The sequence below is a fragment of the Rhizobium sp. PDO1-076 genome, assembly GCF_000247475.1.
GTDB lineage: Bacteria > Pseudomonadota > Alphaproteobacteria > Rhizobiales > Rhizobiaceae > Allorhizobium.
In genome coordinates this window covers 1-14,029 of record NZ_AHZC01000021.1, presented here as the reverse complement: position 1 = coordinate 14,029, position 14,029 = coordinate 1, and the positions used below count along the sequence as shown (strand labels likewise).

Annotated in this window: 13 protein-coding genes and 1 riboswitch; of the genes, 7 read left to right on the top strand and 6 right to left on the bottom strand. The window is 61.3% G+C overall.

Annotated elements, in window-relative coordinates:
* Nucleotides 1–161 precede the first annotated feature (161 nt).
* From modA to modC, 3 genes are read left to right on the top strand one after another with little or no spacing between them, the layout of a single operon-like run.
* Complete coding sequence (modA, locus tag PDO_RS01875; RefSeq protein WP_007597098.1) at nucleotides 162–938, top strand: molybdate ABC transporter substrate-binding protein; 777 nt, start codon at nucleotides 162–164, stop codon at nucleotides 936–938.
* A gap of 60 nt (nucleotides 939–998) precedes the next feature.
* Nucleotides 999–1,691 carry a molybdate ABC transporter permease subunit gene (gene modB, locus PDO_RS01870; RefSeq protein ID WP_037072334.1) on the top strand — a complete coding sequence of 231 codons (693 nt, stop codon included), beginning with the start codon at nucleotides 999–1,001 and terminating at the stop codon, nucleotides 1,689–1,691.
* A complete protein-coding gene (modC, locus tag PDO_RS01865; RefSeq protein WP_007597096.1) occupies nucleotides 1,691–2,776 on the top strand; it encodes a molybdenum ABC transporter ATP-binding protein in 1,086 nt (361 codons plus the stop codon). Before modB ends, modC begins: the two co-directional genes overlap by 1 nt.
* A gap of 1 nt (nucleotide 2,777) precedes the next feature.
* Here modC and PDO_RS01860 read toward each other — a convergent pair whose 3' ends face one another.
* Genes PDO_RS01860 through PDO_RS01850 form a run of 3 tightly spaced genes read right to left on the bottom strand, consistent with a single transcriptional unit; the run spans nucleotide 2,778 to nucleotide 5,586 of the window.
* The gene (locus PDO_RS01860) at nucleotides 2,778–3,164 is read right to left on the bottom strand and encodes a winged helix-turn-helix domain-containing protein (RefSeq protein WP_007597095.1); all 387 of its coding nucleotides are present in this window, start codon (nucleotides 3,162–3,164) and stop codon (nucleotides 2,778–2,780) included.
* A gap of 2 nt (nucleotides 3,165–3,166) precedes the next feature.
* On the bottom strand, nucleotides 3,167–4,594 hold the full coding sequence (locus PDO_RS01855; protein WP_007597094.1) for an FAD-binding oxidoreductase: 1,428 nt from the start codon (nucleotides 4,592–4,594) through the stop codon (nucleotides 3,167–3,169).
* Nucleotides 4,591–5,586 (bottom strand): L-threonylcarbamoyladenylate synthase, encoded by a 996-nt coding sequence (locus tag PDO_RS01850; protein WP_007597093.1) that lies wholly within the window; start codon nucleotides 5,584–5,586, stop codon nucleotides 4,591–4,593. Before PDO_RS01850 ends, PDO_RS01855 begins: the two co-directional genes overlap by 4 nt.
* A gap of 222 nt (nucleotides 5,587–5,808) precedes the next feature.
* Here PDO_RS01850 and PDO_RS01845 point away from each other — a divergent pair, with 222 nt between their 5' ends.
* Nucleotides 5,809–6,888, top strand: coding sequence for a GGDEF domain-containing protein (locus PDO_RS01845; RefSeq protein WP_007597091.1), 1,080 nt, complete (start codon nucleotides 5,809–5,811; stop codon nucleotides 6,886–6,888).
* 19 nt (nucleotides 6,889–6,907) lie between these two features.
* Here PDO_RS01845 and PDO_RS01840 read toward each other — a convergent pair whose 3' ends face one another.
* Entirely contained in the window at nucleotides 6,908–7,513 is a 606-nt protein-coding gene (locus PDO_RS01840; protein WP_007597089.1) for a DUF6656 family protein, read from the bottom strand.
* Between the two features lie 359 nt (nucleotides 7,514–7,872).
* Nucleotides 7,873–8,075: riboswitch (cobalamin riboswitch) on the top strand.
* A gap of 99 nt (nucleotides 8,076–8,174) precedes the next feature.
* Between PDO_RS01840 and PDO_RS01835 the strand changes: the two genes are divergently transcribed.
* The 3 genes from PDO_RS01835 (at nucleotide 8,175) to PDO_RS01825 (ending at nucleotide 11,262) form a co-directional block, all read left to right on the top strand.
* Complete coding sequence (locus tag PDO_RS01835) at nucleotides 8,175–9,419, top strand: aromatic ring-hydroxylating oxygenase subunit alpha (RefSeq protein WP_007597087.1); 1,245 nt, start codon at nucleotides 8,175–8,177, stop codon at nucleotides 9,417–9,419.
* 1 nt (nucleotide 9,420) lies between these two features.
* Nucleotides 9,421–10,506, top strand: coding sequence for an FAD-binding oxidoreductase (locus PDO_RS01830; protein WP_037072332.1), 1,086 nt, complete (start codon nucleotides 9,421–9,423; stop codon nucleotides 10,504–10,506).
* 315 nt (nucleotides 10,507–10,821) lie between these two features.
* Entirely contained in the window at nucleotides 10,822–11,262 is a 441-nt protein-coding gene (locus tag PDO_RS01825; protein ID WP_007597083.1) for a BA14K family protein, read from the top strand.
* Nucleotides 11,263–11,403: 141 nt separating this feature from the next.
* Here the strand turns inward: PDO_RS01825 and PDO_RS01820 are convergent, their stop codons facing one another.
* Both PDO_RS01820 and PDO_RS01815 read right to left on the bottom strand, forming a co-directional pair.
* Nucleotides 11,404–12,399, bottom strand: coding sequence for a CorA family divalent cation transporter (locus tag PDO_RS01820; RefSeq protein ID WP_007597081.1), 996 nt, complete (start codon nucleotides 12,397–12,399; stop codon nucleotides 11,404–11,406).
* Nucleotides 12,400–12,618: 219 nt separating this feature from the next.
* The coding region (locus PDO_RS01815) for a PhoX family protein (RefSeq protein WP_007597079.1) at nucleotides 12,619–14,029 on the bottom strand (1,411 nt) is incomplete at its 5' end.

Genomic DNA, 14,029 nt, shown 5'->3' with positions numbered 1-14,029 from the left:
TACTAGGTCTGATCAAATCCGGCAGCCCTGCTGGCGCCGCCGGATCTGATCGTGATTTAAAATCTGCCGCGACTTGTCGGCAGATTTTTTTTGAACTATCGATGTATTCATTGGGATATATCGAGGTGGAAGTCCGCGTGACGAAAAAGTTTTGGAACCGAATGGCAAGTGGCAGCCGTGTAGCCGTTGCTTTGGCAGCATTTTTGGCAGCCCCGCTGGCCGCTTTCGCCGCTGAACCGGTGACGGTATTTGCAGCCGCAAGTCTCAAGGAAAGCGTGGAGAAAATCGCGATCGACTGGAAGGCGGAAACCGGCAACGACATGCGCCTGTCCTTTGCCGGCAGCTCCGCGCTCGCCAAGCAGATCGAGGAAGGCGCCCCGGCCGACGTTTTCATTTCCGCTGACCTGAAATGGATGGATCACCTCGACAAGGCCGGCAAGATCAAGTCCGACACACGGGTCAACCTGCTCGGCAACCGCATCGTGCTTGTCGCGCCGAAAGATTCCACGCAGACCACGACCATTGCCCAGGGCTTTCCGCTGGCAACGCTTCTGGGGGACGGCCGTCTCGCGATGGCCAATGTCGATGCCGTGCCGGCCGGAACCTATGGCAAGGCCGCCCTGGAAAAGCTCGGCGTCTGGGACACGGTGAAAGACAAGGTCGCGCAGGCCGAGAACGTGCGTGCGGCCCTGCTTCTCGTCTCCCGCGCCGAAGCGCCGCTTGGCATTGTCTATGAAACCGATGCCAAGGTCGATCCATCGGTCCGCATCCTCGATCGTTTCCCCGAAGACAGCCACAAGGCCATCGTCTATCCGGCCGCGTTGACCGCGGAGACCGAAAGCGCTGAATCCGCTGCCTTCCTCGCTTACTTGCAGGGCGCCAAGGCACATGCCATCTTCACCGAAGCTGGTTTCACGGTCCTTGCCAAAACCAACTGACCGAGGCGAACCGACCGGCAATCATGATCGGGGCTTGGAGACTGCAATCAGGATGACCGCGTGACGCTGACAGCTGAGGAATGGACCGCTATGCTGCTCAGCCTGAAGGTCGCGGCCGTCGCCGTGGCCTTTTCGCTGCCTGTGGGCATCGCTGTGGCCTGGTTGCTGTCGCGCCGTGAGTTCTGGGGCAAGACACTGCTCAACGGTCTGGTCCATCTTCCACTGATCATGCCGCCGGTGGTGACCGGCTATCTGTTGCTCATCACCTTCGGTCGCAAGGGCAGTGTCGGCATGCTTCTCGAAAGCTGGTTCGGCCTCGTCTTTTCCTTCCGCTGGACAGGGGCTGCCCTTGCCGCAGCCGTCATGGGTTTCCCGCTTCTTGTGCGTTCCATCCGCCTGTCCATGGATGCCGTGGATCGCCGGCTGGAAGCCGCCGCCTCCACGCTTGGGGCACCGCCGGCCTATGTCTTCCTGACCGTGACCCTGCCGCTGATCCTACCGGGCATCGCCGCCGGCGCAATATTGTCGTTTGCCAAGGCGATGGGCGAATTCGGTGCGACGATCACCTTCGTCTCCAACATTCCCGGCGAAACCCAGACCTTGGCGAGTGCCATCTACACCTATACCCAGGTGCCGGGTGGCGATGTTGCCGCCATGCGGCTCACCCTGATCTCGATTGCGATTTCCTTCGCCGCGCTGATTGCTTCCGAAGTTCTCGCCCGCCGACTGGCCGCACGCATGGGAGAGGGCTGATGCTGGACATCGCTATCCGCCATCAGCAGGGGGGCTTCTCGCTTGAAGCGGTTCTTCAGATCGGCGAAGGCCTGACGGCGCTGTTCGGCCCTTCCGGTTCCGGCAAGACGACGCTGATCAATCTGGTCGCCGGCCTTGTCCGGCCAGAGCAGGGACAGATCCGGCTTTCGGGCGAAACCTGGAGCGACAGCGATCATGGAGTCTTCCTGCCGGCGCATCGCCGGCGCATCGGTTATGTCTTCCAGGAGCCGCGTCTCTTTCCGCATATGACCGTGCGCCAGAACCTTGCCTATGGCGAACGTCTGCTGCCGCGCACGGAGCGCCGCGAAAGCCTGCCGCGCATCGCCGATCTGCTGCACCTGTCTCCCTTGCTCGATCGCCGCCCGCAACATCTGTCGGGCGGTGAAAAGCAGCGCGTGGCGCTGGGCCGCGCGCTGATGGCAAGCCCGCGGCTGCTGTTGATGGACGAGCCGCTGTCGGCCCTCGACAGCGAACTGAAGCTGCAGATCCTGCCGGATATCGAGCGCATCCGCGACGAAGTCGGCATTCCGATCCTCTATGTCAGCCATTCGGTCGAGGAAGTCGCACGGCTCGCGACCCGTGTCGTTGTGCTGGAGCGCGGCAAGACCATTGCCATCGGCGCGCCGGATGCGGTTCTGTCCAATGTGCCGCGCGGTGCCGGCGCCCTGCCGGCCGGCAACTTCATCTCCGCGACCATTACCGCCCATCATCAGGCCGACGGGCTGACAGAGGCGCAGTCCGGGACCGGTCCCCTGTTTCTCCGGGCGGTCGATTTGCCCCCCGGCACAGAAATCCGTGTCTTCGTCCCTGTCGCCGATATCGTGCTTGCCACGGCCGAGGTGAGCGGTCTCTCGGCCCTCAACCGACTGGCCGGCCAGATCACGGATATCCAGCGGGAAAACGGCTCGGCTGTCGCAGTCGTGGTCGATTGCAGCGGCGAGCCCATGGTCGTCGAGGTCACCCGCCGATCGGCAACCCAGCTTGGGCTCGCCATCGGCAAGCCGGTCCATCTTCTGTTCAAGACGGTATCGATTGCGCGGGAAGGCTTGTTTCGGAGGGGCTGACTTACTCGAGGTCCGGCTTTGCCGGCGTTCCGGTTTCAAATTCTCGGTTCATTGCCTCCTCGAGCCAGTCGAGATCCGCCGTCAGGGCCTTTCGGCTCTCGCTGTCCATTCGCCGGCAACAGGCAAGCAATCGCTCTCCAAACGGCGTCAGCCCGGCGCCGCCGCCGCTCTTGCCGCCATGGCGGGTGAAAATCGATGGTTCGACGAACATGCGGTTGATCTCGTCGGCAAGCAGCCATGCCCGGCGGTAGGACATGCCGATCGCAGCGCCCGCCGCCCGGATCGAGCCATGCTCGCCGATCAGCGCCAGAAGCTCTGCCTTGCCCGGCCCGAGACGCGCTCCGTTGGCAAGGTCGATCCTAAGCGTCAGGCGCGTGTCCCTTGTCATCGTCAGTCGAGCACCTTGCCGGGGTTCATGATGCCTTCGGGGTCGAAAGCCTGCTTGATCCGCCGCATCAGTTCGGTCTCGATTGCCGGTCGGCTGGCGGACAGCTCGTCGCGCTTCAATTGCCCGACACCATGTTCGGCGGAAATCGAGCCGTTGTGCTTATGCACGATCCCGTGCACCACGGCATTCATCTCGCGCCAGCGGCCGATGAATTCAGCCTTGTCGGCACCGACCGGCTGGCTGATGTTGTAGTGGATATTGCCATCGCCGAGATGGCCGAATGCGCAGATGCGGGCATCCGGCATCACGCGGTGCACGGCTGCGTCCGCTTCGCGCAGAAAAGCCGGAATGCGCGACACCGGCACGGACACGTCATGCTTGATCGACCCGCCTTCCGGTCGCTGCGCTTCCGACATGCTCTCGCGCAGGTGCCAGAAGGCCTCCTGCTGGGCAAGCGAGCTGGCAATCGCCGCGTCTTCGATCAGGCCGGCCTCGAAGGCATCCTCGAGCAGTGCCTGGATCATCGTATCCGCCGTCTCGGCGGAATCCGAGGTGGAAATGTCGATCAGCACATACCAGGCATGTGCCGAGGGCAGGGGATCACGCACGCCGGGGATATGCTTCGTGGTGAACTCGATGCCGAGGCGCGGCATCAGCTCGAACCCGGTCAGCGCCGTGCCGCAGTGCTGCGATGCCTTCTCGAACAGCGCCAGCGCCTGTGTCGGGCTGTTGAGGCCGGCAAAGGCCACCTGCTTGCCGCGCGGGCGCGGATACATCTTCAACACGGCGCCCGTGATGATGCCAAGCGTGCCTTCCGCGCCGATGAACAGGTCGCGCAGGTCGTAGCCGCTATTGTCCTTTTTCAGTCGGCGCAATCCGTCCCAGATCTCGCCGGTCGGCAGGACCACTTCGAGCCCGAGGCAGAGCTGGCGCATGTTGCCATAGGCAAGCACGGCGGTGCCGCCGGCATTGGTCGACAGATTGCCACCGATCCGGCAGGACCCTTCGGAGCCGAGCGACAGGGGAAACAGCCGGTCATGCTCTTCCGCCGCCTTCTGAACGCTTGCCAGGACGCAGCCGCCGTCGACGATGATCACATCGGCAAGCGCGTCGACTTCGCGGATCCTGTTCATCCGCTCCAGTGACAGGAGAACGTCGTCGCTGCCCTCGCGCGGCACCTGTCCACCAACAAGGCCGGTGCCGCCGCTGACCGGCACGATCGGCGTTCCTGTCGCGCTGGCGAGTTTCAGGATCGCCGAAACCTCTGCCGTGCTTGCCGGCTTCAGCACCAGTGGCGACGAGCCATGATAAAGCCCACGATTTTCGGTGAGGTATGGTTTGATGTCGTCCTGCAGGACCAGTGCATGGGCTTCCCCGACGATATCGATGAAGGCGCGCAGCGTGTCGGCTCGCGTCAATGTCATGCTCATGCACTGTTTCCTTCCGCGTCGCGCGGGGCGGCTGCCCGCACCAGCCGGTCGTTGATCGCCTCGCCGAGTCCGTGATCCGGAATGGTGACGACGGCGATGCCTTGCGCTCCGCTTGCGTCTGCTCGTTTCAGGTAGTCGAACAGATTGGCCGCTGCCTCCGCCAGATCACCTGCCGGGCTGAGGTTCAGCACGATCACGGCATCGGCCTGTCCGCTGATCGGCGCAGCACCGAACGCGACGAGCGCTTCATCTTTTGCCACCGAGGTGGCATTCAGTCGCACGATGGCATTGGGGGCGTAGTGCGAGGCCAGCATGCCGGGGGCTTCGATGATCGCGGTCCCGGCGACCTTCGGGCGCTCGACCGTGACGCCGGCAAAGGCCTCGATGGCTTCGACGGAAACGCCACCCGGTCGCAACAGGCGTATCTTCCCGTCCTCGACTTTGAGAATGGTCGATTCGACCCCGACCTCGCAGGCGCCGCCGTCGATCACCAGATCGATCTTGCCGCCCAGATCGTCATCGACATGGGCTGCCGTTGTCGGGCTGATCCTGCCGGACGAATTGGCGCTCGGCGCGGCAAGCGGCCGGCCGAAATGCCGGATCAGGTCGCCGCTGAAGCCGACAGGCACGCGGATGCCGACGCTGTCGAGGCCGGCTGTCGCCAGGGGATGGATGTCGCTTTCCGGCTTCAGCGGCAGGACCAGCGTCAGGGGCCCCGGCCAGAAATGTTCGGCCAGGCTGCGCGAAAGCGGATCGAAATCTGCATGCTGCTCCGCCATTTCAAGGTTGGCCATGTGGCAGATCAGCGGATTGAAGCGCGGCCGGCCCTTGGTCTGATAGATGCTGGTAATCGCTGCCGGATTGGTTGCATCGGCGGCAAGGCCATAGACGGTTTCGGTCGGGATCGCCACTGGACGGCCAAGCGCAAGAATGACCGATGCGGCGTTGATCGCCTCATCCATGCCGCTGCCGATTGCGATGATCCGGGCCATGTCCCTGCCTTGCTAGCTTTGTTCCATGTGTCCTTAGCGTGTTCCAACATGCACGATCAAATGCCTTTTTTGATGAGCGCAAGCATACATTGTTCCACAGTAAATTTTGAGGGGAATTGGCACCGCTAAAATTTTATATATCGATGTAACCGAAATAAAGAGTTCTTCTGCCTATAGTCACCGGCAACGAGACAAAAGCCGACTCAAGCCGGGAAGCCACAGATGCAGCAAGTCAAGAATCCTGCCTCCAGCATTGCGCTTCGTGTGGCAACCGCCATGCATCAGATGGGCATTGACGGGCTTCCCCGCAACTATGAGCTGGTCTACGAGGCCTATGCGGGCAGCAATCCCGAACTGGTCCGCGAATTCATTGCGCTCGGCAAGCTGAAGAGCCAGGAAGCGCTCGACGAGTTGGGCCGCAAATATCTGCCTCATCATCATGAGGATGGCTTGCTGAGCCGCCAGAGTGGTCAGGTTCGCGCTGAAATGAGCAATTTCATCAATCTGCTCAATGAGGAAAAGATCTCCCTGACTGACTACGGCCGCGTGATCGGCAACGCCTCGAAAACCATCCTCACGGAAGCTGATCTTGAAGGAACACCGCTCGGCCAATCGATCAAGGCGCTGAAGGCTGCGACCGAACGGCGCGCGCACCAGAACAGCAATGTTGTGCGTGCCGTGGTCGACAAGACCGCATCGCTGGCCGATATGCAGCGCGAGGCCGATGAGGCCGAGGCGGCGAAGTTCGTCGATCCGCTCACGCGCCTTGCCAGCCGCCGTGCCTTCAACAAGGCCGTGGCCAAGATCTATGCCAACCCAGACATGCCGGTTCTGTGCGGCGTCGCCGTCGGTGAAATCGACGATTTTGCCCGTATCCAGGAGCAGATGGGGCCGGCTGTTGCCGAACGTTTCCTGATGCAGGTTGCCAAGGTTCTGGAAGCTGTTTCCGGCGGCGGCGACCTTGCCTGCCGCTTCGATGCCGGCCGCTTCGGGCTGTTGCTCTATACGTCCGACGAGGATGAGGTCAGTCGCGTCATCGAGCTGGTGCGCGCCAAGCTGAAGGCCACGGCCTTTGTCGGCTCCTCATCCGGCCGCGCTCCGGGCCAGATGGCCATGTCCTTCGGGGTGTGTTTCTCCGAACAGGCGCCGAACGCTTTCGACTTCACCAATTTCGCCGAAAAGGCGCTGTCGACATCCAAGGCCAATGGCGGCGATACCGTCACGATCTACGGCGCCAACGACTATGCCTCCAAGGACTGGCTGATCTACAAGAACAAGCCGGTCGGAGGCTTCGGCGCCTGACAGCGAGATCGCCCGGCCTCTAAAGCTTGGCGATGATCTTGCGAATTTCCGTATCCCGCGCGCCGAGCATCAGCACGTTGCGCAGCGCTTCCTTCGGATCGTGGGTGCGAAACAGCAAGCCGTTGTCGCGGATCGACCTGTCGACCACCATCGCCTTCTGCTCGGTCTCCGGCTTGATCGCCACGGCAAAATACATGCGCGTGTAGCTTTGCCGGATCTGTTCGAAGAACTGCTCGGTCCCGCCGATTTCGGCAAAGAAATTGGCAATGTAGAAGGCCCATTTCACGTCGGCATATTGGGCGAAATTGGTGCGCGCCGCTGTGACGTGACAGTAGCCGAGATGCGGACTGTCATCGAGCGTCTTGTGAAAGATCATTTTCGGAAACTGGATCGAGCGGTGGAACCCGTTGATCCGGCTATGGGTGGTTTCCGCCGCCGTTTCCAGCCGCCGCCCGGTGCGCACGGCAACCTCCGCATAGGTGAGGTAGCGCTTCTCCTCCGACAGCCAGTCGTCGCGATGGCGGGAAATGCGACCGGTGCGTAGGAATTCCGTATGCGCGGCCTTGGTCGCGGTCGCGCTTTTGTCCGGGACTTTCGGGGCCGCGTAATATCGAAGTTTTTGCATGTCGAGGCTCTGACGGTTACTGGCTCGGTACGCCTATCTTACAGCGACATGGTTAATCATGATTTGCAGGCACTGTGCCCGCTTGAGGTTTCGCGAGGCTTACCGCAGTGCACTTTGAGTTGACGTAATTTCGGTCCGCTCAAAACAATTCATCTGAGCGCGACAGGCGTAGGCGGCCAATCGCCCTGATTTGTCATTTTGCGCCATTGCAATAGTCCCGATCACCACTGATCTGCACTATCTCTAAGAAAATACACATCATTTTTGAGGAGGCGCATTTTTCGTCTTTGGATGGCGATGTCGCAAACATTCCCGGCCGTGTCGTTTCGCAATGCAGCGTCAAGCCGCCGCCTGTGTTTAGATATCCGCAAGCTCGAGGTGCTGCCCTGTTAGGGAGGGTGGGAAATCGGGAAGCCGGTCAAAATCCGGCGCTGCCCCCGCAACGGTGGTGGAGATAGACGTAACGGCAAAAGGCCACTGGGAAGGTCCTGGGAAGGCGCCGAACGTGTCTGGCAACAGACGTCTCCAGAGCCCGGAAACCAGCCTTGAAGCAATGATATTTGAGGTCGCGGTGGGCGACCGGAGATGGCCGTGATCGCCCTTTTCGGGTCGATTGGTGCTGCGCTCCTGTTCCATCGCCGGTGAAACGAACGAGGACGACATGGATCTGCACAGCACGGTATTGCGGCAGTTGAAGAACCGCCGGGAAGGCTTCAGCCTGGAGCAGCCTTTCTACATCGGTGAGGATTATTTCAAGCTCGACATGGAGCAGATCTGGTATCGCGACTGGCTGTTCATTGGCCATGACTGCGAGATCCCGCGCGCCGGCAACTATTTCACCGCCCAGGTCGGCGATTATCCGATCGTCATGGTCCGCGGCAAGGATCAGGTGATCCGCGCTTTCCACAATACCTGTCGCCACCGCGGTCACCGCGTCTGCACCTCGGATCGCGGCGCATCCGCCAAGCTGGTCTGTCCCTATCACAACTGGACCTATGATCTCGATGGCTCGCTGGTCTTCGCCCGTCAGATGGGGGAAACCTTCGACAAGAGCGAGTTCGGCCTGAAGCCGGTTCATTGCGAAAGTGTCGCGGGCTATATCTTCATCTGCCTGGCCAATGAGCCGGCAGATTTCGCCCCGGTCCGCGCGTCGATCGAACCCTATATGAAGCCGCACCGGCTTTCGGAGGCCAAGGTCGCCCATCGCAGCACGATCATCGAAAAGGGCAACTGGAAGCTCGTCTGGGAAAACAACCGCGAATGCTACCACTGCGCCAGCAACCACCCGGAACTCTGCCGCACCTATCCGGAAGCGCCGACGGCGACCGGCGTGCAGGGCGCCGGTGACGACCCGGTCATCGCCGAACACTGGCTGCGCTGCGAAGCCGCCGGGCTCCCCAGCACCTTCAAGATCGATCCGTCCGGCCAGTTCCGCACCGCCCGCATGCCGTTGATCCAGGAGGCCGAGAGCTACACCATGTCCGGCAAGCGTGCGGTCAAGCGCCTGCTGTCCGACGATGTCTCGACATCGCATATCGGCACCATGCTGCTGTTCCACTATCCCTCGACCTGGAACCACATTCTCATCGACCACGCGATCTCCTTCCGGGTCACGCCGCTGTCGGCAGAGGAAACCGCCGTCACCACCACCTGGCTGGTGCACAAGGATGCGGTCGAAGGTGTGGATTACGACCTTGAGGAACTGACCCATGTCTGGGAAATGACCAATGACCAGGACCGCTCGATCGTCGAGGAAAATGCCTTCGGCATTCGCTCCCCGGCCTATGAGCCCGGCCCCTATTCGGTCGAGCACGAAGGTGGCGTGATGCAGTTCGTCGACTGGTATACGACCTTCATGATCAACCGTCTCCAGGGCGAAAAGGCCCGCCTGTCCGTGGTCGCGTGAGATGAACATGATGCTCGCTCCCTATCGCCATGTCGATGAAATGCGCCCCTGGTCCGACCGGGAGCATCTGCTTGAATGCGTCGCCGTCACGCCGGAAGCCCCCGACGTGATGACCTTCACCTTCCGGCCGAACAAGCCGGGCTTGTGGTTCCGCTACCAGCCCGGCCAGTTCGTCACGCTGGAGATCCCCGTTTCGCCGGAACCGGTGATGCGCACCTATACTCTGTCGTCCAGCCCGTCACGGCCGTATACGATCGCGATCACCGTCAAGGCGCAGAAGGACTCGATCGGCACCCGCTGGATGTTCGACAACCTGAAGCCCGGCATGGCACTGAAGGCGATCGGCCCGCTCGGCGATTTTTCCTATGCCCGCCATCCGGGCAAGAAATACCTGTTCATCTCGGCCGGCTCCGGCATCACCCCGATGATGTCGATGAGCCGCGACATGGGCGATCGCTCGCCCGACAGCGATATCGCCTTCCTGCATTGTGCCCGTTCGCCCGACGACATCATCTTCCGCTGGGAGCTTGAGGCCAAGGCGCGCGACATGCCGCATTTCACGCTCGGCTTCATCATCGAGCAATTGGGTCGCGGCCAGCTCTGGTCGGGATTGAAAGGCCGCATCGACAAGGCGAAGATCGCGCTTCTGGCCTCTGATTTCCTTGAGCGCACTGTCTTCTGTTGTGGACCGGAGCCGTTCATGGCCACGGTTCGCGAGGCTTTGTCCGGCGCCGGCTTCGACATGAGCCAGTATCACGAAGAGACCTTCCAGCCGGCCAAGCCGCAACTGCCGATCGTCGTCGCCGACCATTCGGATGGCGAGCAGCCGACTATGGTGACATTCGCCATGTCCGGCAAGGACGGCCTTTGTGCGCCGGGCCATACCGTTCTGCAGGCGGCCCGCTCGGCCGGCGTGCGCATCGGAGCCGCCTGCGAATCCGGCCTCTGCGGCACCTGCAAGGTGCTCAAGATTTCCGGCGAGGTCGAGATGGAGCACAATGGCGGCATCCTCGACGAGGAAATCGACGAGGGCTACATTCTGGCCTGCTGTTCGCGCCCGAAAGGCGATATCGAAATCGAGGCCTGAAGGTCGCAGGTCTGTTTTCAAGAGGCGTGCCGCATTGCCGGCACGCCTTTTGCGTTTCATCCGGGATTTGCGCCCGGCGCATGGCCTTCGTCATGATTTTGTTTCGATGGAACAATTTCCTCTCAGCCTCGTTAACTGGCATTCGCGGTCGCTTGGCCGCGGCCATCGAAACAGGCGGCAGCATCAGTTTTAGAATAAAACCAATGTTAATGCTGGGTTCAGGATGAAGCCGTTAATTTTCGTTTCAGGATCAGCAGTCTCAAGGCATGGGCCGGGACATAAAGCTGGTCGCGGAAAACGCAGGGAGAAAGTCGCATGAAGACTGCATTCAAACGTATGGCCGGTCTCGTACTGGCTGCCGCCGTCGGCTTTACCGGCATCGTGCCGGCACAGGCCATGAGCCTGCCGCGTGCACCCGTCGAGGCAAGCTCCGACGTTGCCGAGGTTCAGTACCGTCGTCGTGAATATCGCCGTCACTATAACCGCGATCATTATCACAACGGTCACCGTGGTTACTCGCATCGTCGCCCGGGCTATCGTTATCACAATGGCGCCTGGTTCCCGCTTGCGGCCTTTGCAGCCGGCGCGATCATTGGCGGTGCTGTGGCCTCGCAGCCGCCGCGCGCCAGCGCCGGTGGTATCAACCCGAGCCACTACCAGTGGTGCGCCAACCGCTACCGCTCGTATGACAGCCGCAGCAATACGTTCCAGCCCTACAACGGTCCGCGTCAGCGCTGCCTGTCGCCCTACTATTGAGCCAATACCTCTCTGATCGGCTTGCCCGAACAGCTCGCCCCGTCAGCGCTTCAATACCCGGCCTCGTGCCGGGTATTGTCGTTTTGGCCAATGCTGGTCTTGCCACATGCTGGTTTGGGCCAGACGCAGACGCGCATTTACTTAGAGAATGCCCGCCCGCCTGAGCAGATACCAGGCAGCGGCGATCGAGACCGCGATGAAGCCGATGGCAAAGATCGTGCCGTCGGCCTCGGCGGCGAACGGCAGATTGGATGTGTTCATGCCGAAAAAGCCGGTAACCAAGGAAGGCGGCAGCAGGAACGCGGTCATCAGCGACAGGATGTAGAGGTGTCGATTGGTTTCGGACGACAGTTTCGAATCGATTTCTTCATGCAGCAGCCGGGCGCGTTCCTGCAGCGCATGAACGTCGTGATCGACGGACTCGAGCCTGGCTGTCAGCCGCTGTGCCACTTCGTCGAAGCCGAAGGGCATGTCCTCGTCGTCGCTGGCTGCCGCACGCCGCATCAGCGACAGCATCGTGCGCAGATGCCGGTAGAGCCGGACAACAACCCGCCGGACCGGTGCCAGTCTGCGCCGCTCGTCGCGCAACTCGCTGTCATAGACGAAGTCCTCTATCGCGTTCAGTTCCTCGGTCAGTTCGATCACCACCGAGATGATGCCGCGCTGGAATTCGGCCACCAGCGTCTCGAACAGATGCATCGGACTGCGATATTTCGCGGAGTTTTTCTCCACCGCGGCCCGCACCCGGTCGATCGACCGGATCGGCTGCAGTCGGGTGGTGATGATGAAGCGATCGCACAGGGCAAAGTGCAGCCAGCCGAGATCGCGTGTCTCCTTGTCGAACTCCCGCTGGAAATCGACAAGCGTCCCGAACACCATCTGGTCGTCCACCGTCAGGGCGGCGTGTGTGTCATGCGTGGTCAGCACGGAGCGCGCCTGCTCCGTCAGCCATTCGAAACCGTCGAGCAGGGCGCCGACGCGCGCATCGGCAATGTTCAGGTGCAGCCAGACAAATCCCGGTCCCTCGGCCAGCATCGCGGGCGTGACGTCGGACGAAAGCCGTGTTGCCTGACCGGACGTTGGATCGATCCGGTAGCCCCAGACAAGGCCGGGCAAATCATGATTGGCATCGAGCATGGGCAACTGTCCTTCGGGCGGGGCATGCAGCGGCTGGCGAGATTTAGAGCATTTCCGGCGAAAACCGAGTCGCCTCAAATGCTCTTTCTCTTTGGTTTTACGCAATTCCGGACGCAAAACCGGTTGCCACTTTTGCTGGAATTGCTCTATGCGAAGCGGAGAATGCAAAAAGCGCGCCGGGTTTTCCCAGCGCGCTTCTTTATGGCTTATGAGGCGGACTTAGCCAATCTTGGCGTTGTCCTCGCGCTTGACGGCCACGATCGTCGAGCGCGGCAGTTTGCCTTCGCCATCCGGGAAGGGGGCGTTGGGGTGCTGGATGCCGACGAACATCGTCCGCTTGTCGCCTGTCCAGGTCATGCCGGTGACTTCGCCACCCTTCGGACCGGTGAGGAAGCGTTCGATGCGACCGGTTGCCGGATCGCCGGCGAGCATCTGGTTGTTGCCTTGGCCGATAAAATCGCCTTCGTTCGAATCTTCGCCGTCCGTCTGGATCCACAGAAGACCGGTACTGTCGAACATCATGCCATCCGGCGAGTTGAACATGTTGCCGGAGTTGATGTTCGACGAGCCGGCATAGAGGCCGTCCTTGTGGACATCGGGATTGCCGGCCATGACGAACAGGTCCCACTTGAACTTGCCATCGGCATGATCGTCGTTTTCCGGATACCAACGCACGATCTGGCCGAACTCGTTGCCTTCGCGCGGGTTGACGGCATTGATGTCCATCACGTCGCCGCCGGCATTCGTCCGCATCTTGCCGTCTTTCAGAACGGCGCGGTTGGAATTGTTGGTCAGGGCGCAATAGGCTTCGATGGCGACCGGATTGACCGCGACCCATTCCGGACGGTCCATGGTCGTGGCGCCGACCTTGGACGCGGCCTGGCGGGTGAAGACATAGATCTCGTCCGCCTTCATGCCGGTGGTGTCCGGCGTCAGCGCCAGCCATTCGCCGGTGCCTTCGTCGGAGAATTTCGCGACGTAGAGCGTGCCCTCGTCGAGCAGCTTGGACGTGTCGCCACCGGGCACATAGATGCCGTTCGAGACATATTTGTAGAGGAACTCGCCACGTTCGTCGTCGCCCATATAGACGACAACGCGACCGTCGCGTGCGATCACGACAGCGGCGTTTTCATGCTTGATGCGGCCGAGCGCCGTGCGCTTGATCGGCGTCGAGGAGGCATCCGACGGATCGATTTCGACGACATAGCCGGCCCGGCGCGGTTCGTTCGGGTTCTTCGACACGTCGAAACGTTCGTCGAACTTCTCGTAGCCATAGCGGGTTTCGGCCGCGATGCCATAACGCTTGAAGTCGTCAGGCATCTTGAAGTTCGCGTCGGTCGAGCCGTAATAGCCGTTGAAGTTTTCTTCGCAGGTCAGATACGTGCCCCACGGCGTCTTGCCGGCGCCGCAGTTGTTGAACGTCCCGAGACAGTCGACACCATTCGGATCGGCAGCCGTCTTGACCAGATCGGAACCCGCGGCCGGACCGGAGAGCTTCATCGGTGTGTTGTGATGGATGCGGCGGTTGAACGGGCTGTCGAGGACGATCTGCCAGCCGTCGGCGCCTTCAGCCACTTCCATGACAGTCACACCCTGCATGTTCTGCAGGATCTTCACGTCGTCGAGGCTC